We start from the raw sequence: 18,135 nt of genomic DNA, 5'->3' as shown, positions 1-18,135 counted from the left end.
GCCTTTATATTATGCTTATAGGAGTTATCAGGGTCACAACCTACATACTATGCTCATTAAATCAGCAGCGTTATCCCATATCGGCATCAATAATTTTATAAAAAACAATATGTTATAAAATTAATTGTAGCTATGGGCAAACTGACTCATCAGCATCGATCATGGTTGGAAAGGCAAATATGCCCCTGGCGGAATCAAGCAATAACAAAGTCACCGCAGTGACTAATAAGAGCCTCCTTATTTCGGCGCCATAACAAAGTCGAAACTTGTCTGCCACTTCACCTTTCCACTATTAACTGGAAAATAATCCACAATAAGTGAGTCTTTAACGCCGAAGACCGCGTCCGATGTCAGGTAAGCATCACCGGCAACGAAGGTGTGGGTAACAATCCGTTGATAGTCAGGATGCGTGAGCAAGAAGTGCATGTGTGCCGGCCGCCACGGATGACGCCCGAGACTTTCAAGCAGCTTGCCTACCGGACCGTCATCAGGGATCGGATAAGAAACCGGCTTGATGCCAATAAATTCGTAGTAACCGTCGGCAGCAGTAACGAAAACGCCGCGGTTGTTCCACTCTGGCTGCTGATCGGGCTGCTGAATGTCGTAAAATCCGTCACTGTTGTCTGACCAAACATCGATGCGTACCCCCTCGATGGGGTGGCCCTCCAGATCAAGCACCCGACCCTGATAGCGGCACGGCTCGCCCTTGCCATCCAACGAGATGGAAGCTCCCATGGGCAGCTCCGGCGCCCCGTCCACATGAAAGGGGCCGAACACCGTATTTTCGGTCGCGCCCGCCGGGCGTCGATGCTGAATGGCATCCACCAGCATGGAGACCCCGAGCGTATCGGAGAGCAAGATGAACTCCTGCCGCTTGTCATCGCACATTTGTCCCGTACTGGTCAGGAAATCGATTGCCAGTTCCCACTCCGCCTGGGTGAGTTCGACCTCCTTGACGAAACCATGCAAGTGTTTGACCAGCGAGCCGATGACCTGACGCAGCCTTGGGTCGATATCTTCCCCCATACGCCTATTGACCGACTCAACGGAGTGCTCTTCAGTGAAGTAATCAATTTGAGACATGGTTAACTCCTGGGTGAGCGCCCTGTCGCCAGGGCCGAGATGAATTATTCGGGACGGGTTCCGTTCCAGGCGCGCTGGAGCAGCTCACGAATGGCTTCGCGCTCCACCGGCCGGGGGTTCCAGTACGGGTTCTGCACCGCCTGATCGGCAACGCTGTCCAGATCCGACTCGCTCAGCCCTAGGGCTTTGAGGGCAAGAGGGGCACCGAGTGACGCCGCAAAGTCGTAGAGGCCCCCACCAAGCTCACCGCCAAAAAGCGCCGCTGCTGGGGCCAGCGCCTCCTCTGCCGAGCGAGCGTTGTAAGCCGCGGTATGCGGCAGCAGGATGGCGTGGGTATCGGCATGCGGCAGGTCGAAGCTGCCTCCCAGGGTATGGCAGAGCTTGTGGTGTAAAGCCATGCCGACACTGCCCAACACGGTGCCGCAAAGCCAAGCGCCATAGAGCGCGTCACTGCGGGCCTGCAGACTCTGCGGCTGTTCAACGATGGCAGGCAGCGCCTGCTTGAGGCTGCGAATGCCCTCCATGGCCATGAGGCTACTGATGGGGTTACGATCCTTGGCATAGAGCCCTTCCACTGCATGCGCCAAGGCGTTAAGACCGCTGGTCACACTCACTGCCACCGGCAGTCCAACCGTGAGTTCCGGGTCGTAAATCACCACTTCGGGAAGAATGGAGGGATCCTTGACAGTGGTCTTCCGGCCATTTTCAGTTTGCCCCAGAATCGGCGTGACCTCGGAACCGGCATACGTTGTCGCTACCACCACCTGCGGCGCATCGTTGCGATAGGCGATCGCCTTGCCCAGGCCTATCGTCGAGCCGCCGCCCAGTGCGACGATACAGTCGGCGCCTGCTTTATCAAAAGCCGTCATGGCCTGTTCGGTGACCTTCACAGGCGTGTGCATGGCCGCCTCGCTGAAGACGCCGGCACCCAGCTCACCAAGCTGCACGTTGAGACGTTCAGCATCCTCGCGGCGGGAGGGCGTCGACAATACCAGGGCCCTGGTGCGCCCCAACTGGCGCACCTCGTCAGCAATCCTGGCCTGGCTACCCAGGCCAAACACAACCCGCGCCGGGTTGGCCGTATAGAGAAAAGCGTGTGGCATACTTTTTCTCCCTTAGGGTTTGAGCAATACCGATTGCGAGGGGTAATCCGTTGCCCACCCCTCCTGTAGAGGCGCGACGAAGACATTCTCCGTACGCGTTCGGGTGATTTTCCACTTCCCGTCAGGCTCCTTGCGGAAGGCGTTGTTGAGCCGCGACGAACGCAGCAGTGCCTTGCCATTAGAGAAGATCCAGGGCTGGCAGTGCACCCACTGGCCCTCTGCAACGTCACCATTGACGTAGATCTGCTCCGAGGTCAGGTAGTGGACGTTGAGCAGCAGCTTGGGATCCTGATCTTTCTTCCAGAACCCTTGGAAATGGCGCCGGATGGCCGCCGCCCCTTCGGCACGGCCGAACTGGTTGTCGTAATATTCGCCAACGCCCTCCCAGACGGCGTCTTCCGTGTATAGCGCCATGATCAAATCGATACGCTCTTCATCGCTGGTCACGCCATACTCGGGAATTGGCGTATCGCACAGAAACATGTAGCGGGCCTGAAGGCGACGGATCTCGGCCTCGGCCTCCAGGGTTTCGATGCGTGTTACCAACGCCTTCAGTTCGCTATTTGTGACGTCTGACATGTCTCGCTCCTTTGCTTGTTTGCCGGAGGGTCAACCCCGACGTTAGGTTTGCCCTTTTGCTCAAAGTACGCGTAGGGCAGTTAAGGCCGTCTTTGCACTTACTTAGCTGCTTATAACGACGCACCAAGACGCTCGATCACGCGCCCCAAGCCTGACTTGATCGCCCCGACTTCGGACGGCTCCAGGTTCTCAAACAGACGCTGTTCGTAGTCATCAGCCATGGACAGCAGGCGTCGTGCCAATGCCTGCCCTTGCTCGCTAAGCTGAACGCGACCATTGCCGTCTACCACCAGCGTACGTTCGCGCAGCCCAGCAAGGGTGTCCTCAAGGTCTGCCTGGGGTTGGGCCACACGCTGGGCCAGGGCCTCCGAGGACAATGGGCCACGATCCGCCAGCAGGGTAAGAATTCGCCACTCGTTGTCGTTGACCCCGAGGCTGCCGAGCCGCGGATAGAAATCGCCTCTATAGGCGGCTAGCGCCTGACGCATCAGGTAAAGCAAGTGCTTGCCCAAACGACCATCCAGTGCCGTTTGCTCGTCAACGTTCAACACCATGGGATGAGGCTCGGGTACGGCATAGCGCCCGTTGTGGAACACCAGAGCACTGCCCTCGTTGCGATAGGCGTAGCGCACCACTTCGCCAACGATGATCAGGTGATCACCGCCCTCGTAGACATTCCACGTGCGGCATTCGAAATGCGCCGCGGCCCCCTTCACCTTGGCAACGCCGCCAAGGCCCTCCTCAATGGCAATGCCAGCGAACTTGTCCTCCCCCCGCCGTGCAAAGCAATTGGAGATATCGACCTGCTCATTGCTGAGCACGTTGACCACGAAGTGCTCAGCATGGCGGTAAGCACCCAGACTGTAGGCCCCCTTGTCGATGCTCCACAGGATCAGCGGCGGATCCATCGACACCGAATTGAAGCTGCTGGCGGTGACACCGTGGTTCTCTTCACCGCTGCGCGTGGTGACCACCGTTACGCCGGTGGCGAACTTGCCCAGCGCGCTACGGAAATCTCTCGTATCGAAGCTCATAAGCGAATCTCCATCCTCAAAACGGGATCGTTTTCAGCGCCCTAATTTCTCGCCGGTCGTACCGGCGATACCGTAGTCGCTCTTGGGTATCTCACTGATGATGACCCGGACATTCGCTTCGGGCGCATCGACCGACGACACGACGGCATCGGTGACCTTGCGGATCAGTGACTCTTTTTGGGCCTGTCTGCGGCCCTCCATCATGTAGACGTGAACGGTTGGCATTGTTGTGTCCTTTGCTTGTCGTCAGAGATCGAGAACGAGCCGCTTACCCTTGGCCCGGGAGCAACATACGCACATCATGTCGCCTTCCTGTTTTTCGTCTTCGGTCAGAAAGTGATCGCGATGATCGATCTCGCCTTCGAGGACGTCGGCCACGCAGGTACCACACACGCCCTCCTCGCATTTCACTTCCACTTTCACGCCGGCCTTGGCGAGGACTTTGGCAATCGTCTCCTCGGTGCCGACGAACACGCTGACGCCGGATCTTTCGGCGACCACCTCGAAAGCGTCACCCGAGATATCGACGTCGGCGGAGAAGAATTCGCGATGAATGCGTTCATCGCCGATGCCGAACGCCTGGGCCCGGGAGATCACCCAATCCATGAACCCCTGGGGACCGCACACGTAGACGTGGACCCCCTCCCTGGCAGCGGCGAGTTCGGCGTCCAGATCGAGCTTGGTCTCGATCTCGTCGTCATGGTGATAGACGACGAAGTCGGACAGGCCAGCTGCCTCCACCTCGCCGCGGAAGGCCGTCGCGCTGCGCGAGCGCGTGCAGTAGTGCAGGGTGAAGTCCTTGCCCTGCGCGCGCAGGCGGCGAGCCATCGCCATCATCGGCGTGACGCCAATGCCGCCGCCGAACAGCAGGCTCTGCGGCGCTTCTTCATGGAGCGGAAAGTGGTTTCGCGGCCCTTCGATCTCGAGCGTTTCCCCCTCTCTCGCGATCCTGTGCAATGTTTCTGAGCCCCCACGACTATTGGGGTCGCGCAGTACGCCGATCTCGTAGAACTCATTGCACGCCGGGTCTGAGCAGAGCGAGTACTGGCGCCACAGGTCGATGTCGCCATCGCGGACATGCACGTCGAGGTGCGCTCCAGCAGTGAAAGGGGGCAGGGGTGCGCCGTCCGGAGCGCGCAGCCGCAATCTGACAATCCCCCCCGGCTCATCAATACGCTTGTCGATCAATAGCATCAGGCTTTTGTTAGTGGTTTCCATTGGCATCACCTCATGTAGATTCCACCGTTGACGTCCCAGCAAGCGCCATTGACGAACGCCGCCCGAGGGCTCGCCAGCAGCGCTACCAGGTCGGCAACGAAGTACGGGTCACCCAGGTGGCCTACCGGGATATTGGCAATGGCTTTCTCGGCGTCTTTGCCAAGCACGGAACGCACCATGGGTGTATCCATGGGCCCAGGCGCAATGGCGTTGCAGGTCACCCCGAAGGGAGCCAGATCCCGCGCGAAAATTTTCGTCAACGTCAGAATGGCGCCCTTGGAGGCGGCGTAGTGAGCCCCCGTTGCCGTACCACCGTTCTGGCCCGCCAGGGAGGCGAGATTAACGATCCGCCCATAGCCACGCGCCTTGAAGTGGCGGCCAAATATTTGGCTGCCCGCAAAGGTGCCGCCGGCGTTGGTGGCCAGCACGGCATTGAAGTCTGCGGGGTCAATCTCCAGCACCCCCTGGACGGCCGTACGCGCTGCGTTGTTGACCAGCACTTCTACGGATCCCCAGCGTTCTATGCACTTGTCGAGCACACTCTGGAAATCTTCAGGGCTGGTGACGTCCAGGGTGGCGGATACGGCGGTGTCGCCCGCAAGATCGAGCTCTGAGGCCAGCGCCTCGGCCGGTTCGGGCTCAATGTCCGAGATCACTACTCGGAAACCGGCTCTATGCAGAGCACGCACGGCTTCAGCGCCGAAGCCACGCGCCCCACCGGTCACCACGGCCGTCTGGATTTTGTCGGGTGCAGGCATAGTCATCAGAACAAATAGCTGAACGAGTTCAGCATCCCGTCGGAGTTGAGCAGACGCGCTACCTTATGGCGGATCTTGAAGCCGCCCGGCGTCACGATGAGGGTATAGGTCAGATCCGCGGCCCAGATCCGCTGGCGCCCGAACTTGTCTTCAATCAGGTGCTCGGCGCAGCGAACCGTGACGTCGTCGGCTTCGACCTTATCAATCACAAAGCGCGATATCGTTCTCACCGTCTGGGCAGGGGGGGCCGATGAAATCGAAAACCCTTGCTGGAAGCGCGTAATGCGATCACGACGCATCTTCGCATCGTCATGGCAGAGGTTGAGCATGTTGTCGAAGTCCTCGCCATCGCCAATGGGTAATGTATAGAAGCCTTCATCACTCCATAGGGCGAGCCAGGCGTCATAGTCCTTGCGATCCAAAAGATCCGCCTCGGCCCAGATGAAGGCTTCCGCGTCGCGTAGGAGCAGCCCTTTTTCCTTTTTGATCATCTCGTTCATGCCTGCATCATCCTCTTCCACATGTCGTACGCCGCCCGCATCCCGGTTTCGGCACTGATATGGCCGCGCGGCCCCACCTCGCCCGGCTGTTCATCGTCGAGACCGCGATTGAGCAGAATGGGCAGTTCCGCGCCCCCTTTGACGCCGCGCTGAATCCGCTCCCAGACCTCGGCATCATCGGGCGAGCCGAAGCCCATCGGGCCCTGGAAATGCTCGTGCAGACGCAGACGTGCCTGGTTGGCCGCCTCGGGGCCTCCCTCCATGCCGATGGCGATGTGGCGAATGTCGGTGCGCTCGACGTTCACCGGCGTCAAGACACGGAAGAACGCCAGCGAGAAAGAGACGTTGGGGAACAGATTGAGGTTGAAGCCCGCACCGCCCACGGCGCGCACGATGCGCCTCACCTGATCCTCGGGGTAGCCTTCGCCGCGCAGCTCTTGGGCCAGGTCCGCGAAGCGCTCAGGGATCGGTGCTTCCAGGTTTTCGTCAAGATCCACCAGCTCGGGAATCATGACCATGACCGAATGCCCGTTACCCAGATCCTCGACGTACCCTTTGCCCTGTTCCAGGAAGGAGAAGACCTCTTCAGTCTCGCCATCCAGCGACTGCAGGAAGGATTTGTGGACGACGGGGAAGTGATAGGCGTCGGTGGTGTTCTCGAGCTGGACCTTCCAGTTCATTGGCACGCTGAACTGATGTTCGCCCAGCACCTTGACCGGATAGCCCGCCCCCTGCTTCATGAACAGGTCGATCCACTTGGTGACCGGGCCGAGGAAGTCGATCAGCGGTTCGACCTCCTCGTTGAAAGTGGCAAAGACCATGCCTGCATAGGACTCGGTGCGTAGCTTGAGCAGGCCGTGCTGCGCCTTGTCGAAATCGTCGCCGTACTGCTCGGGGTACGGTAGCGCCCGCAGCGAGCCATCAAGCCCGTAGCCCCACCCGTGGTAAGGGCACTGGAACGAGGAAGTCTTGCCCTTTTTCACTTCACAAACCGTGGCAGCACGATGGCGACAGCGGTTCACCATGACATGGATCACGCCCTTCCTGTCGCGCACCACGATGACCGGCTCGAGACCCACCTGGGAAAGCTTGAACGACCCCTTGTCAGGGAACTCACTTTCGTGGGCGACCCAGACCCAGGTTTTCTTGAAGATTTTCTGCATCTCCTCCTCGAACAGCTGGGGGTCTGCATACATGGGGGTCTTAATATGATCCCTGAAGACGAGCTCGTGAGGGGTGATGTCGATTTTGTTTGCGGTACTCATGATGACCTCGAAGTATCTATTTTTTCCTTGTTGCGCAACTATTTACCGATGACGCAACCGTCACTCGGGCACGACGAGCTCACGCCCGATTCGCGCCTCGACACGGCAGTATTTCCAGAGCTTGTAGGTGCCATCCCCTACCGGTGTGGTGCGAAAGAAGTTGCAAGCTTCAGCGACGGAGTCGTAGTTCTGTACATCCGCCATAATGTAGAAAGTCCAGGGAGCGGCGATGGAGGGGCCTACCTGAATACAGTCGTCATCCATGATGCCCAGGATCGTGAGGCCGGGCAGGCCGTCGATGCCCTGCAGCATCTCGCGGGTGGCCTCCCACACCTGCTTGGCCTCCTCCGCGGTGGCGTTCATGAAGTTCTGGTTGATACCGCAGCAAAAAAGTACGCGATGCATAATGATGATCTCCGCTTGTCAGTTGATGTCGCTCGTTCACAAATAGCCCGGCAGGGGGTCGTGATTAAAGAAGATGGCGCCGGCGTTCTTCCAGGTGATCTCGCCCATGAAGGCATGTTGAGTGCACAACAGAGAGTCGCGCAGAATGCGTGATAAGGGATGACTGTTTTCGGCGCCGATCATGCCGCTGATCTGATAGATGCTGCGAATGGCCGCGGCACACTCATGGGTCAGATGGGTGGCGGAGAGACGCAGCAGATTGATCTGGTCGCGACTCGGCTCGGTGCCGGCCTCGACGGCACTCCAGGCCGACTCGGTGCTGTCGTAGAAGAAGGCACGGGCGGCACGCACCTGGGCCTCGGCCTTGGCCAGGGCGATTTGGGCGTACTCGCGCTCGCCCAGTTTGGGCGCCCCGGTGACCGACTTGCGCCCCCCAGCCATGGCACGCACCACGTCCAGCGCCTCCCGGGCCAGCCCCAGGGTGGTGACTGCCAGCACCTGGGTAGCAAAGGAGAGGGCCGGGTAGCGGAAGAAGGGCGCGTCGATGGTGGCCCTGGCGCCGCGCACGAAGGTCCACTCCTCGGCGACGTAAGCGTCATCCACCACCAGGTCGTGGCTGCCGGTGGCGACCATACCGACCATGTTCCAGGTGGGATCGATGTGAACCTGCTCGCGGGGCAGTACCGCCATGCGCGGCAAGGCGTCGGGCTCGTCGGGCTGGATTCCGACACCGCACAGTGAGGCGCCCATGCAGCCGCTGGCGAATTTCCAGCGCCCCTTGATACGAAAGCCTCGATCGACTCGCTCGGCGGGATGGGGCGGAAAAATCCCCCCCGCGAACACCACATCTGGAGAGTCCTTCCAGATCTGGGTGATGGTCGCCTCGGGCAGCGCCGCCAGGTAGGCGGGATTCATACCGAAGCTGGCCACCCAGCCGGCAGAGCCATCGGCTGCCGAGATCGCCTCGACCATTTTCAGGAACTCGGCGGGTGTTTTCTCATCGCCACCGTAACGGGCCGGCACCATGGCACGGTAGACTCCGATGGCCTTGAACTCGTCGATGATGTCCGCCGAGAGGCAGCGCTGCGCTTCGAACTCAGCACGCCGTTGGCGGATGCTGTCGAGCAACGCATCGAAGCGCCCCTCGCCGCCCCATTGGGTTTTATCGACCTGGCTGTGCATAAATATCTCCTATTATGGGTATGGTCGTGTCACGCTGAGCCTTGACCAGATAGCACGCGGCCCGGCATAAACCAGCGTCGTCGCCTCGCCTGCCGACGAGCTGCAGGCTCACCGGTCGGCCCCGATTCGGCGGCATGGGCAGACTCAAGGCAGGGTGTCCTGAAAGGTTAAAGGGCCGTACAAGAGAGGAGATGGTCAGATCCTGCTGCCCCTCCTCGGCTGGTGCGCGGCTCAGTGGAAAGTGCGGCAACGTCGGCAGCGCCAGTACTTCGCAAGTCTCAAACAGCCGATCCACCTCGACAGCGAAGGTCTGGCGCACCGCTTCCGCCTCGCACAGCTCGGCTTCGGAGGTCTTGGCAGCCCCGCGCAAGCGGCGCTCCACGTCCTTCCCTAAGCGGCCACTGTCGAGCCAGACACCACAGGCCATATAGGTTTCACGGTTGATCAGCGCCATGGCGGCATCGAAAGCCTCGCCCATCAGTGGTAAAGCGCGCTTTTCAGCGGCCAGCCCGGCAGCTTCGAGATACGCTTCCAGCGTGCCGAGAATTGCGACATCGGCCGCCACGTCTAGCGTGCATATGCGTGGCACCGCTTCGCTGCTTTCGACCGAGAATCCCGCATCAATGGATGACATGAAGTCGATCAACTCCTCGATAGTGGCGCTGAGCGGCCCCACGCAGTCCAGGCTGCTGTACGCGGGCATAACGCCGCGCCGACTGAGCCGACCAAACGTCGGCTTCAAGCCGTATACCCCGCAGCAGGCCGCCGGTACCCGGATCGAGCCGCCGGTATCGGTGCCAATGCCTATCTCGGCCAGCCCCGCGGCGACCGCCGCCGCCGAACCGCTGGACGACCCACCCGGGATCAGCGCCGGAAAGCGCGGATTCTCGGGGGTGCCCGTCCAAGCATTGAGCCCGGTCATGCCGAACGCCAGCTCGTGCAGATTGGCCTTGCCGACGATGCGATAACCGGCCACAAGCGTGCGTTCGACGATCTCGGCATGCCTCTCTGCCGCTGGCGCGTCGGCCAGCGCCGCTGAACCTGCCTGGGTTGGGTAGCCGGCGATATCGATACTGTCCTTAACCACGACTCGCTTGGCGCCCGTGCCTAAGTCGAGATGCTGAATAAGAGATGGCATGGCATTTTTATCCACTTATCACATGAAATTTCAAGTATTTGAAAACGCTTTTATTACTCATATTTTCTTCAAACTAAAGGACAAATAGCACGATATCGGGGACTAGAAGTAATAACGTGATACACAATAGATAAGGCGTCATGAAGTAACCGACGCCCAGAAAGATATCGCCAAAACTGAGTTCCGGGTCGAGGCTTTTGACAATGAAAGCGTTAACCCCTACCGGCGGCGTGATCGCTCCCATGCTGGTGACGATGCAGACCATGATGCCGAACCATATTGGGTCGTAGCCCAGCACTAGCGCTACCGGAAAGAAAATGGGGATCGAGATGATCAGGACGCCCATGGCATCCATCAGCGCCCCACCAATGACATAGATCAGCAGTACACAGGCCATGACCATAATGGCAGGCAAGGGCAGCGCAGCGGCCCATTCGCCGACCATGAAAGGCAGCCGTGTCACCGTCAGGAAACGGCCAAATACCACCGCGCCCGCCACCAGCATCAGAATCATCGCGGACGTTCTAAGGGTGTTACTCAATGATTCCCACAGCATCTCCCAGGATAGCCTTCCGCGCAGACCGATAAGGGTAATGGCCCCGACACAGCCAACCGCGGCCGCTTCGGTAGAGGTGAACCAGCCTGCAAACAGCCCGCCCAGCACCAGCGTAAAGAGGACGAATATCTCCACCACCCCTTTAAGAGAGGCCAGGCGCACTCCCCAGAAGGAGCGTTCACCAGCGGGCGCCATGGCTGGGTTGCGCCAGCAAAGGCAAGCAATGGTCAGCACGAACAGCGTCATCAGGATTAAGCCGGGCAGGATGCTGGCGATAAACAGATCACGGATGGCAAGCTCCGCCTGCAAAGCGATCACGATCAGTACCGCGCTGGGGGGAATGATGACCCCTAGAGTGCCCCCCGCCGCCACGCTGCCGGCACTCAGCGCTTTGTGATAACCGAACTTCTTCATTTCCGGTAGGGCAATAGTGCCTACCGTGGCGGCTGTCGCCGTATTGGAGCCGCAAACGGCGGCAAAACCAGCACTGCTTAATATCGTTGTCGTGGCCATGGAACCCCGACGGTGTCCCGTCCAGGCATAGGCAGCCGCAAACAGCTTCTCGGTAATCCCCGAGCGAAACAGCAGCTCGCCCATAAAAACGAACAGCGGTATGACGCTCAAAGAGTAGGAGGAAAGCTGTTCCCAGATACCAGAGCTGATGATGTTATAGGCCGCCATGGGGCTGGTGATATGCAGCATCCCAAAGAAGCCGACGATGAACATGGCAAAGCTGATCGGCACCTGCAGGATAATCAGCAGAAAGAGGGCCAATACGCCAATCATGGCGACCAGTGTGAAGCTCATACCTCTCTCCCCTGCGTCAGGCAAGCCCGCACATCCGTCAACAACACGAGGCAGAATGCGCTGAAGCCAAAGGCGACCAGATAGATAATCGGATAAATGGCCAGGCGAAGGGATTGCGATAGCGTGCCTCGCTGCATGGCAAAAGTGCCATACTCCCAGAGTTTGTACGCCACCATGGTAAAGAAAAGCAGGCTCACCACCGCGACCAGCAGTTGGATGAGGCGCTGGGGCCGCTGAGGCAGTCGCGCCACCAGTATGTCCAACTCAATGTGCGCCTTGGTCAACTGGGCATAGGCCAAGGAAGATGACACCACCACCGCCGTCAGCCAACCTACCACCTCGGTAGTTCCACCGAGCGAAGACGCCACCTGACGCATAATGATGTTGGTCACCACCAAGAGCATCATCGCCAGCAAACTCATACCCGCGAGTACAAGCAACAACCGACTGATTAGGCGTGTGAATCTAGTCATGGATGCTTCCTCGTTAATGCCGAATACCTGCCCGACCCAATACCCTGATTACCAACAACCATTACGGTTGTTGGTAATGCTCGAAAAGCTCGTGCATTCGCTCATTAAACTCGTAGGCGGGAAGACCCAGCTCGGCAACGCGGGCCAGGCGCTCCTCGTTGATCGGCTCCAGGCGTTCGGTCCAGCGGGCCGCCTCCTCCTCGCTCAGCGAAAGCACCTCGACACCTTCCTCCTCGCGCGCCCACTTCAGCGACTCTTCGACGTGAGAATCGAGATAGTCGCCGGCGAAGAAGGCCATTTCAGCACCCAACTCATCGATGATCTGCTGAACGTCTTCGGGCAGCGACTCCCAGCGCTGACGGTTCATAACCGCCACCAGCACGGCATTGGTCAATGGGTAGTCGGTGATGGACTTAACGGTGCGGGCATAGCCCAGATCCATCAGCACTTCCCGGGAACTCACGTAGCCATCAACGACTCCCGCCTGTAGTGCCTCGCCCGTATCAGCCTGGGAGAGCGCTATAGGCACCCCGCCCAGCGCTGCCAGCACATCGGTACTGTCGCCAGGCACACGGATCTCCTGGCCTTCCAGTTCTTCCAGTGAAGTCACTGGCTGCTTGGTCTGTAAATAACCGGGTTCGGAAGTAAACGCAGTGATGACCTTAAAATCCTCAAGACCCAACTGCTCGGGGGGAAACTCTTGAATCAATTCATAGAGTGACTGGCTGGCGACGGTGGAATTGACGTCCAGCCCCGTCAGGCTACCGGCCAGATTGAGCAGCGGAAAACGGCCCGGCTCATAGGAAGTGATCGACAGCCCGATATCCGCAACGCCGCTCAACACGCCGTCATACATGTTGTTTGCCGTCAGCAGCGTACCACCGGGGAAGGTGTTGACGGTCACGCGTCCATCCGTGCGGCGATGGAGCTCTTCCGCCCAGCGCTCCATTTGCACACCGGGGAAGGTGCTGGCAGGCGAAATGAACGCATAGCTAAGGATGATATCGCTGGCAGAAACGAGCGGACTATTCAGCATGCCTGCGAGCCCAATGGCACCCGCCAAGCGCCGAATGTTTGAGACTATTTTCTTTGTCGTCATGGGTCTTATCTCTCTTTATCGTTGTTGTTTGGCGCTTCCCACGCCTTTATACATTCAATATCACATGAAAATTCAAGTAATGCAACACCCTCATATGTCACAATGAGAACTCATGTAATAGATGGCTTACTGCACTGAATCCAGCGTCGCCAATCGCTGCTGCCGTTCGAGCAGGACGAACGAACCTACCGTCTCAGCCAGACGCAGTGACTGATTATCGAGCCTATCCGCCGCCGTTGCGGACTCTTCGACCAGTGCCGCGTTCTGCTGGGTCATTTGGTCGAGCCCAGCCACCGCCTGATTGACCTGACCGATACCCTGGCTCTGCTCGCTGGTTGCCGCACTGATTTCGCCAAGCACATCGGAGACCCTCGACACACTGGCAACGATGTCGTTCATGGAGGCACCGGCTGCGCGCACGAGCTCTGAACCGGCCTGGGTCTTGGCGGTGGCGTCCTCAATCAGTTCCTTGATCTGCCGAGCAGCGGCGGCGCTGCGACCAGCCAATTGACGCACTTCGTCTGCGACTACCGCGAAACCTCGGCCATGCTCTCCAGCGCTAGCCGCCTCAACCGAGGCGTTGAGCGCCAGTAGGTTGGTTTGAAAGGCAATGCTATCCATCACTGAGACGATCTCTGCAATCCGCTGCGACGCGCTATCAATGTCGTTCATGGTTCGCACGGCTTGCGACACCACGTTACCGCCCTGGGAGGCGACTTGCGAAGCAGAGTGGGAGAGCTCCTTTGCCTGCCGAGACGCTACAGCGGTATGTTCAACGGAATGGGTCAGCTGCTCCATGGAAGCCGACGTCTCCTGCAGGTGGGAGGCCGCCACCTCAGTTCGGGCCGACAGATCCTGGCTTCCCACGGCAATCTCACTCGCCGCTGCACGCACTGAGTCGCTGCTATCACGCACATCGAGCAGTACATCGTTTATTTTATCGACAAAAGCATTGAACTGGATCGCCAACCTGGCACTTTCATCGCGGCCATTGGCGGGCAGGCGGCGGGTCAAGTCGCCATTGCCAGCAGCGATGTCATGCATGCGCTCAGCCAAGCGACGCAACGGGCGAGCAATGCTCTCCCCCACCAACCATGCTGCCAATAATCCCAGGCCTGCAATGAAAAGCCCGATCAGCGTCATGCCCAGAATGTCTCTATCAAGCTGTTCCTCCGTTTGCCGCTGCAGTCCATGCATCCCCGCAAGCACCGCATCTTCAGGCTGCCGGATCATCAGCACCCAGGTGTTGTCGCCCTCTCCAATAGTGAACGGCCAGTACAATTCGATGACGCCCTGCTCGGCATCATGGATATACGTAGGCTGGCCTCCCTGGGCCTGCTGTATGCGCTGCTGCAAGGTAGCATCAAACGCCTCACTAAAAGGTTCCCCCAGCGTGGCTCCCTCCTGGGTATGCGCTACCAGCCCCCCTCTCGGTGCCACCAAGGCCATGTCTCCCGATCCCTCATAGAGTTCGCTATTTTCCTCCAAGAGCATGGACTGGATAAAATCCACCGTCAGATCAACGCCGGCAATACCGCGAAACTCGCTGTCGACAATGATCGGGGCGACGAAGGAAGTCAGCATCACTTCCTCCTCCCCCACCTGATAAACGTCAGGGTCTGTAATACATGGCCTCAACGTTTCTCGTGGGCAGAGGTAATACTCGCCCTCGCGCACCCCATTGGGCTGAATAGCCTCGCTCTCCATGATGGCGGCTTCCTGAGCCATGATGTCGAGATCTCCGTTCTCTCCCCGATACCACAGGGGCATGAAGCGCCCCTTTGGGCTATGCCCCGGCACGCTACCGTCCGAGTAAACGTCATCCTGATCGAAGGCATTAGGCTCCCAGGCAGCATAAGCGACAGAAACATCCTGATTGACTTCTAGGTACTTTCGAATGGCACCGATTATCTCCTGACGATTGAAATCAAGCGCGGGCCCACCGTTATAAGCCACGTCACCCTGCACGGAATTGACAGCGGCCAATCCCTTGGCCATCTCACGTGCCTGAGTAAATTGAACCTGTATGCTTTCGGCTTGAGAGGACGCTATGGCATGTAAACGGCCTTCAGTCTCGTCCAGCAGTATGTTCTGCGCTCCCACCTGAGTGGCTTCCTGCGACCTTGTATTGGCCATGACGAAGTAGGCAGACAAAGCTAACACCGCCAGAATTGTTGAGATGCCAGCCAGCAAGGTGACAAATGTACGGAGGGATTTGAATTTCATATCATCAACCTGAGCAGGGGTTAATTTTTATTTGTCCAACAGCATGGTGGCGGTAAAACACCGAGATAAAGCGGCGGTTTCCGCTCAACCGGTATGACACAAGCGATCTACTACTATCAATATCACATGAAATTTCAAATAAAAACACCCAATATGCGTATGTATCTACCCACTTACTCCCTAACAGCACTTCACGAGAGCCTGTTCAGGCATGGCAAACGATAAAAAAAGCCCAAGCATCAGCCTGGGCAAGGAGGATCAATGGAGAAAGGTGAGGGGCTATTCCAACGGCTCATAGGGCAAACCCACATAGTTTTCCGCAATAGTCGTCAGCCCCGCTTTAGAGCTGGTCACGTAGTCCAGTTCGGCCAACTGCATGCGGCTGTTGAAATCTTCCTCATCAGAGAAGTTGTGCAGCATGGAGGTCATCCACCAGGAAAAGCGCTCCGCCTTCCAGATACGTTTCAGGCAGGTTTGCGAGTAGCGCTCGATCAAATCCGTGCGGCCTTCCTGGTAAACCTTCACCATTAGCCGATAGAGCGTATTGACGTCGCTGGCGGCCAGGTTAAGCCCTTTAGCACCGGTGGGTGGTACAATATGCGCCGCATCGCCTACCAGGAACAACCGCCCGAACTGCATGGGTTCCACCACATAGCTGCGCAGCGGTGCAATGCTCTTCTCAATCGAAGGCCCAGTCACCAGCTTTGCGGCAACGTCGTCAGGCAGGCGGCGCTTCAGCTCTTGCCAAAAACGCTCGTCCGACCAATCTTCTACCTTTTCATCCAAGGGTACCTGAAGGTAGTAACGGCTGCGGGTGGCGGAACGCATGCTGCACAGACTAAAGCCACGCTTATGGCTCGCATAGATCAATTCATCCGAGACCGGCGGGGTATCCGATAGCAAGCCCAACCAGCCAAACGGATAAACCTTTTCGAACTCTTTTATGCGCTCTTGAGGGATCGCCTGGCGGGAGACGCCATGGTAACCATCACACCCGGCGATGTAGTCGCACTCAAGCCTGACCGTTTCACCGTTATGTTCAAAGGTGAGGTAGGGGCTGTCACTCTCCAGATCGTGGGGCTGAACATTTTCCGACTCGTAGAGCGTTATCGCACCAGCAGCAGCACGGGCCTCCATCAGATCCCGCGTCACCTCTGTTTGGCCGTATACCATCACTTTGCTGCCGCCGGTCAATTCATCCAGCGCAACCCGCACGCGGCGGTTATCAAAAACAAGCTCAAAACCGTCATGGGGTAAGCCCTCTTCATCCATCCGCTGGTCAACCCCCGCTTCGCGCAGTAAGTCCACCATGCCCTGTTCAAGCACACCCGCGCGGATACGGCTTAATACATACTCACCGCTACGCCGCTCAACAATCACGTTATCAATGCCTTGGCGATGCAGTAGCTGACCCAGCAGTAGGCCAGAAGGGCCTGCGCCAATAATCGCGACCTGCGTTTTCATAGGGGATGCCTCATCATTGTCATTATCTAAAATGCATGACTTGTATTTTTCAATGAAACACGCCGCATAATAAGGCATGATCTAGATCAATTATTGGACATTTAGCGCTTTATTACCCCACCTTAGTCGTATAGGAGATACCGGTGATGCCAGCCTCGTCGGCAACGTCCGTTCCCGTATTTAAGCTGTATGGCGAGACGCAGCATTGGCCCACGCCTGACCTGCTGCACTGTGAATCCATTGCCGAACGCAGCCGTTTACATAACTGGCGGATTCGACCACACCGGCATGCCGACCTCGTACATATTCTGTTTATTGCTCAAGGGAGTGTTGAATTAGAGCTGGAGGGAACAAGCCATCAGCTGCAAAGTGCCAGCGCTATCGTTGTTCCCGCCATGGCGATTCATGGCTTTCTCTTTTCACCGGATGTGGAAGGGCATATTATCACCCTGGCCAAACCGCTGGCCGACCACTTACATGCACTAATGGGTGAGAGCAGTACGCTAAAAAAAGCCGACTTCTATCCGCTGCTCCAGCCAAACCAGACCGATAAAATTGCCACGCTGGTGACCCAGATCGACCAGGAGTACCGCCAACCGGCCCCTGGACGCAACAGCCTGCTTGAAGCGCTTACCCAAGCCTTGGTGGTCGAGCTATCGCGCCTTTGTGCCTATGCAGGCCGCACGGCAAAACGCTATGGCCCCCGCCAAAGTGACAAAGGACGGCAGCATTTAGAGCACTATCAAGCGCTGATCGAAGCCCACTATCGCGAGCAGCCAAGTATTGAACAGTTAGCCGAGCAGATCGGGGTGAGTAGCGCGCACCTGAACCTGCTCTGCCGCCAACTCGCCGGGCGCAGCGCCCTGCAGTTGCTACACGAACGCCTGCTACTGGAAGCCAAGCGCCAGCTCACCTATACCAATATGACCATTGGCCAAGTCTCCGACAGCTTAGGCTTCTCTGAACCGGCCTACTTCACGCGCTTTTTTAAGCGTAATACCACGTTTTCACCGCGGGAGTTTCGGCTGCGCCAGCACGCCCAGTCATAGGCGCAAAGCCGTTTTACTGTCTGACAGGCAATGAGAGGTCACCAACGTTGAAGCCAAGAGCCTAAAGCCTGTGAGATCCGTGTGGATGACTAACCTTCTCAACCAGAAGATGAGGCGTTAGCAAAACCTAGTAGAAATATTGTTATTGAATTTTCATGCGCCTTTATTAGAGCTCAAAAGCCGATCAAGCCGATTG

Annotated in this window: 18 protein-coding genes; 1 reads left to right on the top strand and 17 read right to left on the bottom strand. The window is 58.0% G+C overall.

Annotated elements, in window-relative coordinates:
- Window positions 1–237: 237 nt before the first annotated feature.
- From GA0071314_RS19205 to pobA, 17 genes are all read right to left on the bottom strand, one after another.
- Entirely contained in the window at window positions 238–1,083 is an 846-nt protein-coding gene (locus tag GA0071314_RS19205; RefSeq protein ID WP_074398328.1) for an intradiol ring-cleavage dioxygenase, read from the bottom strand.
- A gap of 44 nt (window positions 1,084–1,127) precedes the next feature.
- On the bottom strand, window positions 1,128–2,186 hold the full coding sequence (locus GA0071314_RS19200; protein WP_074398326.1) for a maleylacetate reductase: 1,059 nt from the start codon (window positions 2,184–2,186) through the stop codon (window positions 1,128–1,130).
- Between the two features lie 12 nt (window positions 2,187–2,198).
- The gene (locus GA0071314_RS19195) at window positions 2,199–2,765 is read right to left on the bottom strand and encodes a nuclear transport factor 2 family protein (RefSeq protein ID WP_074398324.1); all 567 of its coding nucleotides are present in this window, start codon (window positions 2,763–2,765) and stop codon (window positions 2,199–2,201) included.
- Window positions 2,766–2,875: 110 nt separating this feature from the next.
- On the bottom strand, window positions 2,876–3,799 hold the full coding sequence (locus GA0071314_RS19190; protein WP_074398322.1) for a flavin reductase: 924 nt from the start codon (window positions 3,797–3,799) through the stop codon (window positions 2,876–2,878).
- A gap of 33 nt (window positions 3,800–3,832) precedes the next feature.
- A complete protein-coding gene (locus GA0071314_RS19185; RefSeq protein ID WP_035582097.1) occupies window positions 3,833–4,024 on the bottom strand; it encodes a 2-hydroxymuconate tautomerase in 192 nt (63 codons plus the stop codon).
- A 21-nt stretch (window positions 4,025–4,045) separates the two neighbouring features.
- Complete coding sequence (locus GA0071314_RS19180) at window positions 4,046–5,017, bottom strand: PDR/VanB family oxidoreductase (protein WP_082934304.1); 972 nt, start codon at window positions 5,015–5,017, stop codon at window positions 4,046–4,048.
- Between the two features lie 5 nt (window positions 5,018–5,022).
- Window positions 5,023–5,781, bottom strand: coding sequence for an SDR family NAD(P)-dependent oxidoreductase (locus GA0071314_RS19175; protein ID WP_074398318.1), 759 nt, complete (start codon window positions 5,779–5,781; stop codon window positions 5,023–5,025).
- Window positions 5,781–6,275, bottom strand: a complete 495-nt coding sequence (locus GA0071314_RS19170) for an aromatic-ring-hydroxylating dioxygenase subunit beta (RefSeq protein WP_074398316.1) — start codon at window positions 6,273–6,275, stop codon at window positions 5,781–5,783. Before GA0071314_RS19170 ends, GA0071314_RS19175 begins: the two co-directional genes overlap by 1 nt.
- The gene (locus tag GA0071314_RS19165) at window positions 6,272–7,540 is read right to left on the bottom strand and encodes an aromatic ring-hydroxylating oxygenase subunit alpha (protein ID WP_074398314.1); all 1,269 of its coding nucleotides are present in this window, start codon (window positions 7,538–7,540) and stop codon (window positions 6,272–6,274) included. The genes GA0071314_RS19170 and GA0071314_RS19165 overlap by 4 nt, the downstream gene beginning before the upstream one ends.
- 60 nt (window positions 7,541–7,600) lie before the next feature.
- Window positions 7,601–7,945, bottom strand: coding sequence for an IacB protein (locus tag GA0071314_RS19160; RefSeq protein WP_074398312.1), 345 nt, complete (start codon window positions 7,943–7,945; stop codon window positions 7,601–7,603).
- A gap of 36 nt (window positions 7,946–7,981) precedes the next feature.
- The gene (locus GA0071314_RS19155) at window positions 7,982–9,127 is read right to left on the bottom strand and encodes an acyl-CoA dehydrogenase family protein (RefSeq protein WP_074398310.1); all 1,146 of its coding nucleotides are present in this window, start codon (window positions 9,125–9,127) and stop codon (window positions 7,982–7,984) included.
- Window positions 9,108–10,265, bottom strand: a complete 1,158-nt coding sequence (locus GA0071314_RS19150; RefSeq protein WP_074398308.1) for an amidase — start codon at window positions 10,263–10,265, stop codon at window positions 9,108–9,110. Before GA0071314_RS19150 ends, GA0071314_RS19155 begins: the two co-directional genes overlap by 20 nt.
- A gap of 73 nt (window positions 10,266–10,338) precedes the next feature.
- Window positions 10,339–11,628, bottom strand: coding sequence for a TRAP transporter large permease (locus GA0071314_RS19145; protein ID WP_074398307.1), 1,290 nt, complete (start codon window positions 11,626–11,628; stop codon window positions 10,339–10,341).
- On the bottom strand, window positions 11,625–12,101 hold the full coding sequence (locus tag GA0071314_RS19140; RefSeq protein WP_074398305.1) for a TRAP transporter small permease: 477 nt from the start codon (window positions 12,099–12,101) through the stop codon (window positions 11,625–11,627). The genes GA0071314_RS19145 and GA0071314_RS19140 overlap by 4 nt, the downstream gene beginning before the upstream one ends.
- A gap of 61 nt (window positions 12,102–12,162) precedes the next feature.
- Window positions 12,163–13,200, bottom strand: a complete 1,038-nt coding sequence (locus GA0071314_RS19135) for a TRAP transporter substrate-binding protein (protein WP_074398303.1) — start codon at window positions 13,198–13,200, stop codon at window positions 12,163–12,165.
- Window positions 13,201–13,326: 126 nt separating this feature from the next.
- Window positions 13,327–15,426, bottom strand: a complete 2,100-nt coding sequence (locus tag GA0071314_RS19130) for a methyl-accepting chemotaxis protein (protein WP_074398301.1) — start codon at window positions 15,424–15,426, stop codon at window positions 13,327–13,329.
- Window positions 15,427–15,705: 279 nt separating this feature from the next.
- Entirely contained in the window at window positions 15,706–16,890 is a 1,185-nt protein-coding gene (gene pobA / locus GA0071314_RS19125) for a 4-hydroxybenzoate 3-monooxygenase (RefSeq protein WP_074398599.1), read from the bottom strand.
- A gap of 146 nt (window positions 16,891–17,036) precedes the next feature.
- Here pobA and GA0071314_RS19120 point away from each other — a divergent pair, with 146 nt between their 5' ends.
- On the top strand, window positions 17,037–17,939 hold the full coding sequence (locus tag GA0071314_RS19120) for a helix-turn-helix domain-containing protein (protein ID WP_074398300.1): 903 nt from the start codon (window positions 17,037–17,039) through the stop codon (window positions 17,937–17,939).
- Window positions 17,940–18,135 lie beyond the last annotated feature (196 nt).

Origin of the sequence: Halomonas sp. HL-93 (assembly GCF_900086985.1) — a bacterium.
In the GTDB taxonomy this organism is placed as follows: domain Bacteria; phylum Pseudomonadota; class Gammaproteobacteria; order Pseudomonadales; family Halomonadaceae; genus Vreelandella.
Note: the sequence above shows the minus strand (reverse complement) of the source record. Positions and strands in the feature narration are given on the sequence as shown.